General features: G+C 58.5%; 6 protein-coding genes and 3 pseudogenes. 5 read left to right on the forward strand and 4 right to left on the reverse strand.

Going from position 1 to position 5,934, the window contains the following annotated elements:
- The coding region (locus ACPUER_RS35630) for a helix-turn-helix domain-containing protein (protein ID WP_425133432.1) at positions 1 to 423 on the forward strand (423 nt) is incomplete at its 5' end.
- Between the two features lie 10 nt (positions 424 to 433).
- Positions 434 to 952, forward strand: coding sequence for an IS630 family transposase (locus tag ACPUER_RS35635; RefSeq protein ID WP_425133437.1), 519 nt, complete (start codon positions 434 to 436; stop codon positions 950 to 952).
- A gap of 28 nt (positions 953 to 980) precedes the next feature.
- On the opposite strand, the gene ACPUER_RS35640 is transcribed toward ACPUER_RS35635, so the two are convergent.
- The gene (locus ACPUER_RS35640) at positions 981 to 1,844 is read right to left on the reverse strand and encodes a cycle-inhibiting factor (protein ID WP_425133433.1); all 864 of its coding nucleotides are present in this window, start codon (positions 1,842 to 1,844) and stop codon (positions 981 to 983) included.
- A gap of 56 nt (positions 1,845 to 1,900) precedes the next feature.
- Positions 1,901 to 2,083 (reverse strand): annotated as a pseudogene (locus ACPUER_RS35645) (IS4 family transposase); the annotation flags it as partial.
- Between the two features lie 109 nt (positions 2,084 to 2,192).
- On the opposite strand from ACPUER_RS35645, the pseudogene ACPUER_RS35650 reads away from it, so the two are divergent.
- Together ACPUER_RS35650 and ACPUER_RS35655 are read left to right on the forward strand one after the other, a co-directional pair.
- A pseudogene (locus tag ACPUER_RS35650) lies at positions 2,193 to 2,396 on the forward strand (IS256 family transposase); the annotation flags it as partial.
- Positions 2,397 to 2,446: 50 nt separating this feature from the next.
- Positions 2,447 to 2,647, forward strand: a complete 201-nt coding sequence (locus ACPUER_RS35655) for a hypothetical protein (protein WP_425133434.1) — start codon at positions 2,447 to 2,449, stop codon at positions 2,645 to 2,647.
- A 143-nt stretch (positions 2,648 to 2,790) separates the two neighbouring features.
- Here ACPUER_RS35655 and ACPUER_RS35660 read toward each other — a convergent pair.
- Together ACPUER_RS35660 and ACPUER_RS35665 are read right to left on the reverse strand one after the other, a co-directional pair.
- A pseudogene (locus ACPUER_RS35660) lies at positions 2,791 to 4,415 on the reverse strand (phage integrase family protein).
- A 44-nt stretch (positions 4,416 to 4,459) separates the two neighbouring features.
- Entirely contained in the window at positions 4,460 to 5,299 is an 840-nt protein-coding gene (locus tag ACPUER_RS35665; RefSeq protein ID WP_425133435.1) for a hypothetical protein, read from the reverse strand.
- A 246-nt stretch (positions 5,300 to 5,545) separates the two neighbouring features.
- On the opposite strand from ACPUER_RS35665, the gene ACPUER_RS35670 reads away from it, so the two are divergent.
- Positions 5,546 to 5,934: hypothetical protein (locus ACPUER_RS35670; protein WP_425133436.1), on the forward strand; the 389-nt coding region annotated here is incomplete at its 3' end.

The following is a 5,934-nucleotide window of genomic DNA, read 5'->3' on the forward strand; positions in this document are numbered from 1 at the left end:
GATCCCCGTGACTTACACGGATACCACCACGCCATCACCATCATGCCTCACGCGCGCGCGAATGGGGGACTGGCCCAGCTGAGTCGCTTACGCCGCGCAATCCCCCTTCCGAACAAAGCCGAGGCGGTGTATGAGAGGCGCTATCGGTGGCTGGAGAAAGGCATGGCGAGTCTGCCGGACGGCCCGCGTAGTGGTGCGCCATCGAAACTGTCGCCGGAGCAGCTCGAGCAGTTGAAGGTATGGGCGTCGGAAGAAGCGCTGACGGCACCGGCGCTGTTAGCCCGACTCGAAGAACAGTTCGGCGTGCGGGTGCATCGCAATACGCTGACTGGGGCGCTCAGGCGAGCAGGTTTGGTGTGGAAGCGCACCCGGCATAGTTTAAAAAAAACGCAACGAACAGCGGTTCCGACAAGCCCAGGCTGACATCGGGGAGCTGGTCCAGCAAGCCCAGCGTGGCGAAATCGAAATCGCTTACGTCGACGAAGTTGGCTTCGCGCAGGCACAACCGAATCGAAGCGCCTGGACGCCAGTCGGTGAGCGACACATGATCGAAGCGCGACGCGGCAAACGTCTGAACGTGGTCGGTGCGTTGCTGTCCTCGGGCGGGCTATTTGCGGTGAAATTGTGGGAAACGATGACCGCGATGCTGTTTGCCGGGTTCCTCGGTCTGTTGGCCGAACACGTCGGGAAGCCACTAATCGTGATTCTCGACAATGCTTCGGTCCACACGGCCAAAGCACTGCGGCCATATCTCCAGTTGTTGCAGGAGCAAGGCTTGACGCTGTACTTCTTGCCGCCCTACAGCCCGGAGCTCAATCGCATCGAGAAACTGTGGCACAAGATGAAATATGAGTGGCTGGCCTTCAAGGCACGTGACATCCAAACCCTTGAACAAGACGTCAATACGATCCTTCAGGGATTCGGATCAAATTATAGATTTACTTTCTGTTGAGGGCTTACTCCATCGCCTCGTCAATGAATCAGCCTCGGCATTTTTCGGAGAGAGTCACAATGTTGCGCACTAGATTTTTTGGGCAATACTCTTTTATGAAATATTTGCTTTCCTTGTCAATGACGAATTTTGTTGAATCGATATTTCTTTCGTCGCCAAATTTATCAAACAATTCAGCAATAAGTCGAACTGCCATTCCCCCTCGCGCGCCATCCCGGGAATTCTTAAAGTACTCGACAAATTTGCCGAGATTTATTGGATTTTTCCCATTTTGCGAGATCCAATCCGAAAGTCTTACTGACTTGGTTGCTCCGTCGCCAAGGTCAGATTGATACAAGAAGGATGATCTTTCCATGCTATCGTGAGCAGGAATGTCAACTACATACGCATGCCCAAGCAGCCCATCTATCACATGCAATACATATGATCGATCTCGATCCAAATTATCCAATCGATGGCATATCTCATCAATCGAAATGCATTGAGATTTATCAAACTTGTAGGAATATGATTCGTCATCAATAAACAACTTCATCACGAAATTCGCTGACGATCCGCAGATAGGCTCTTTAATTGAATGGGGGGGGTGAATTCCCAATTCGGTCAATTCAATTTCGCTAAGCCCAGATTGCTTGATGGAATTGTATGTTTCACTAACTCTTGCAAATATTTCCGAGGGGTTTCGTTCGAATATGGGGCCGTCGCTATCATCGCAAATCATCAGGTTGGCAGATAGATTTCTCGCGCCAAATTCGCAGAATTCACCGAGCAGACGAGAGGTATTCCCGGAGAAAGGGGAGGCTTCACCAAATGCTGGTTCCGAGCCGGACGTAACTGAAGGCTCAACGGATGGGCAAAACTCACTGACCCCAACGCTTGTGCTAGTTATCATGAAGAACTCCAAACCCCGATGGGCAGTTCAAACCACGTCGTTATACACATCTCGGCTCATGCGACTTCGCGACGAAGCGCGCGTAGCGTTTCGGCTGCTGTCATGACCTGCTGCAAGCCTTCCCAGATCGTCTTGGCGCCAGGCTCGCCATCGCCCTTGCGGGCAAGGAAGCCGCCCAATTGCGCCACCAAGCGCAGCACCTCGTTCAGCTTGGGTACGCCCTTGGGCATGCGCTTGCGAGTTATTGTCGAATCTGGTGTACGCGGCGGGAGGCGAGAGAAGGTGGTGGCGATTGATGGAGAATGTTGCTTTCCAAGGTAACAGCCCAACAATCGGAACCCCACCACCATGGCGAAACATACGCATGAAACGCACGGCGGTCAAGCAGCAGAAACGGACATCAAGGGCGCGCTCGGTCTGGACGACCTGATCCAGCAAGGCGCGCGGCAGATCATCCGGCAGGCGATCGAATCGGAGTTGGCGACAATGCTCGAGCAGTACGCGAACGTGAAGGCGATTGGCTTTGTTCGGAAGGGGGGATTGCGCGGCCGCGTGAGGTCGAGTAAAAAAGACGATGGATCTACCCGCCTGGTGAACATTCAGTGCCATACAAAGCCAGCCTGAAAGCCGGTGCGCCGCGCAAACGCCCGAACCCGACGTATCGGGTCGCAAACGCCCGCGCCTACAATCAGAGCCTGAAGCGGCGAGGCCAGCCCAGCCTCTACTGCCCGGACGGCGACCTGAAGGCGCTGTTCATCAACACTCAGCCGTATGTGCCGGGCGTGTCCCGTCAGCCGAAGTAAAGTTGTTCCGTTTTGCGAAGTAAAGTTGGAACTTGGACGATTTTTCAAGAATTTGCCCTGTACTGACGAAATTTTCTCTTTGAAAATCAATGATCTAAGTTAGCGTGGGAAGTAAAGTTAGACCTTTTTCGGGTGCGTTACGATCAGGAAAACTCGCGCCCACAGAACGCCTGATCGAACTGTCGCGCCCGTTTTACTTCATCACCATGCAGATAGGTCGACGTCGTCGAGATCGACGCATGGCGCAAGTTGTCGCGCACCATGATGAGTTCGGCCCCACGCGCGAGCGCGTGCGAGGTGTGCGTGTGCCGCATCCAGTGTGGGCTCGCGCGACGCAGCTTGTCCGCCGTAGCTGGCCGTTCGGTTTGAATCGCGTCGGCGACCAGCCGAAAGAACCGCCGCAGCACCCGGCCCAGTCGCGTCGTCTCGATGCTCTCGCCATCTTCCTCGAGGCTGGCCACGATCGGCGCCGTCGGGTTCCAGCGTGCAGGCGTGACCGACAACCCGCGCTGCACCAGATACTGGTCGAGCGCCGTCCTTGCCAGATGCGGCAGGGTGACTTTCCCTAGTTTGCCGCGCTTGCCAACGACGTGCAGCCAATGATCGCCATGTTCGTCGGTACGAATATCGCCGAGCGTCGCGCCGACCAGTTCGCTGGCGCGTAACCCGGTCGCGTAGCCAAAATCTAGCAGGAAGCGCAGCCGCTGCGCCGCGACCGGTGTCCAACCATACGACCACTCGAGCCCGTCGGCAACGATCCGGATCAGTTGCCACTCGCCTTCGGTAAAGCCACGGGTGACGTCGAGACCTGGTTTTGTGACGCCGCGTACTTTGATGCCCGCAAACGGATTGGCGAGGACGTAGCGCTGCTCGACCATCCAGCGGAACAGTGCCGACAGCACGGTCAACGCGTAGGCTGTCGAGCGGGGCGACAGCGGCCCGCTAAACGGACGCCACTCGACGCTGTGTCGCGGCCGTCCCGGCCCGACCCAGCGCTCGCGCGGTGTGGGCCGCCGCAGGAAGCCCCGGTAGGCAATCGCGTCGTCGGTCGTGAGCGATGACAGCGCTGCGCCACGTTCGACGATCGCCCAAAGGATTAGGCGTTCCGCCTCTTTGCGGTAGGCACGTTGCGTGGCGGCCGACTCGTGCAGCGACAACCACGACTGCACGGCCTCGTAATCGTTCGAGGCTTTCAACAGGCAGACGTGCTGGGGAGCACGAAACTGGCCGTGCGAACCGTCGACCTCGTGCGGCACGCGCAGATGTTCCCACGGCGTGATGGGTCCTGTCGGCGTCGCCGCCACCACCAATGCGCGGGCACGTTCCGTCAGCGCGGGGTGGGCGGCGAAGAACGCCTCTACGCGGCGTGCGCCTGCGGCACCGAGTCCCGCGATCGCCGTCCACCAGCGGCGCCGGCGCGGAATCCGCACGGTCAGCTCGGCCAGCGTGCGGATTCCGTGCGTCTGCAGGGCAGCCACCACGCTGAGCGGCAACCATTGATCAATGGCGTCGGTGACGTGCGGTTCCGGAACCGGCAGGTTGCGCAACGTCTCGATCGCGCGTGCGATGGTGTCCGCGGACGCGGCGGACCGCTCGCCGAATACCTTGATCAGATCGATCCGATGGCGGCTTGCCGCGTACGCGATCAGCACGCGCCGGATGCGGCCGAGCACGCCGCGCGCGCACCGAGCCCGGCGTACCACGCGCGCAGCGCAGCCAGTTCGGCGTCGTCGGGAAAGGGGACGGGTTCGGTCTCACGCGTTTTCATACTCGCCAGGTTAGAGAAATTCTGGTGGTCGACCGATAATAAATCTATCGGTCCAGTACTGGCATGCTGCCGACCTCTTGTTGGAAATCCCCTACTATGCGGCCGGAATCGGCGATCTGATCATCCCGCTCATGAAGAGCTAACCAGAGCACGCGCGTGGGCAAAAGCAAGGGAGAGACGACGTAGCACCCGCTTTCCCGCATACCGAACGCGATGGCGCACCAGGCATCCCAGGTTTGCCCAAGCGCATGAACAAAATAACGCAGTAGCCAATCTTCCCGATCGCCGACGCCGGCAGGTGGTAGATGAACAGGCATGAAGGCCAGCCATTCAAGCAAACCGAAGGGCGGATAGTGTTTTGGACAACCCTCGAGCGTTTGGACGCTGAACCGCCGCTCCCAGGAAAAGCGCCAGCCGAGCAAGGCGATCGACAGCGGCGACGCACTGCCGTCGAACCACAACAATCTGTGGTCAGGCGAACGGCGGCGGGAATCGGTCTCTGGCCAAACGAACCTGATCGAACGCGCCAGGCGGCGGATCCGATTTCGTCGTAGTTTCCTGTAGACGGCGGATAGCATGATGCATGTGGCGTCGACATGAGGCCATCGGGCTGACCAGGCACAACGCGCCGGCTGGCACCCCGAGGTGAGTAGGTTCCCCCGAATATCCAATGTAACGTCGGGTACCGGATCGATGAGCGGCAGCTCGGGCGGGCGACACAGATATCGGGGTAAATCGCCGATAAATGCGAGGCGACGGGGAATATCCGAGTGTGCCTGGATGGCTTCACCGGAAAGATACTGGCCCGCTGCATCGCGGATGTGTCGTCCGCCAGCGCTGAGCAGGCGCGCGTGCTGAAAGTAATAGTCATGCCATGCGTGCAAGGGGCGTCCCCTTGGAGCACGGGATAGGGAAAGGGAAATGCGCCAGCATTTCCGTTTACATATCTGTCGTGCCTCGGCTTCCAGCCGACTGCCCGACGCTAGATCACCTCTAGATCAAAATGAATCATTCTTGGATCATTTTTGGATAGCTTGCAGAACAGGGAGAATCACGGATTGATTGCTCTTGGTGCATCTATCGATCATTCGCGGCATACTGACGCTGTTTCCTCTCCTGCGAGCGCTCAAATGGACACCCCAATCGCCGCACAACGCGCACAGCGTCTCGATACTCTGTCGGCCGCATCCGCTGGCCGGTCGAAAACCGCCCAGCTTCGCGACGTGTTCGACAGCGTCGAGCGGGCTATTCGCGCGGGCGTCCGATATACGGCGATCATTCAAGACCTTGCTGCGACCGGCCTCGAATTTACCTATCAAACTTTCGCTTTGACCCTTAAAAGAATCCGACGCGAACGCGGTATCGTGGCTCGCCCTTTACAGGCGGCACACCCGGAAACTCGCCCGGTCGTCAGACGGGCGGAGGAAACGCCGAATCTGTCGCCGCGTACTGCTGACGCCGGGGCCGCTTTGGGCGCGGCGATGCCGGCTCCCGCCATACGCGAGCGCCGCCCGATTGC

Origin of the sequence: Burkholderia sp. DN3021, from assembly GCF_049805555.1 — a bacterium.
GTDB classification, from domain to species: Bacteria; Pseudomonadota; Gammaproteobacteria; order Burkholderiales; family Burkholderiaceae; genus Burkholderia; species Burkholderia pyrrocinia_C.

Bases quoted from the DNA above. Each gene is read 5' to 3' on its own strand.
- ACPUER_RS35640 (WP_425133433.1), bottom strand. From the start codon at position 1,844: ATGATAACTAGCACAAGCGTTGGGGTCAGTGAGTTTTGCCCATCCGTT.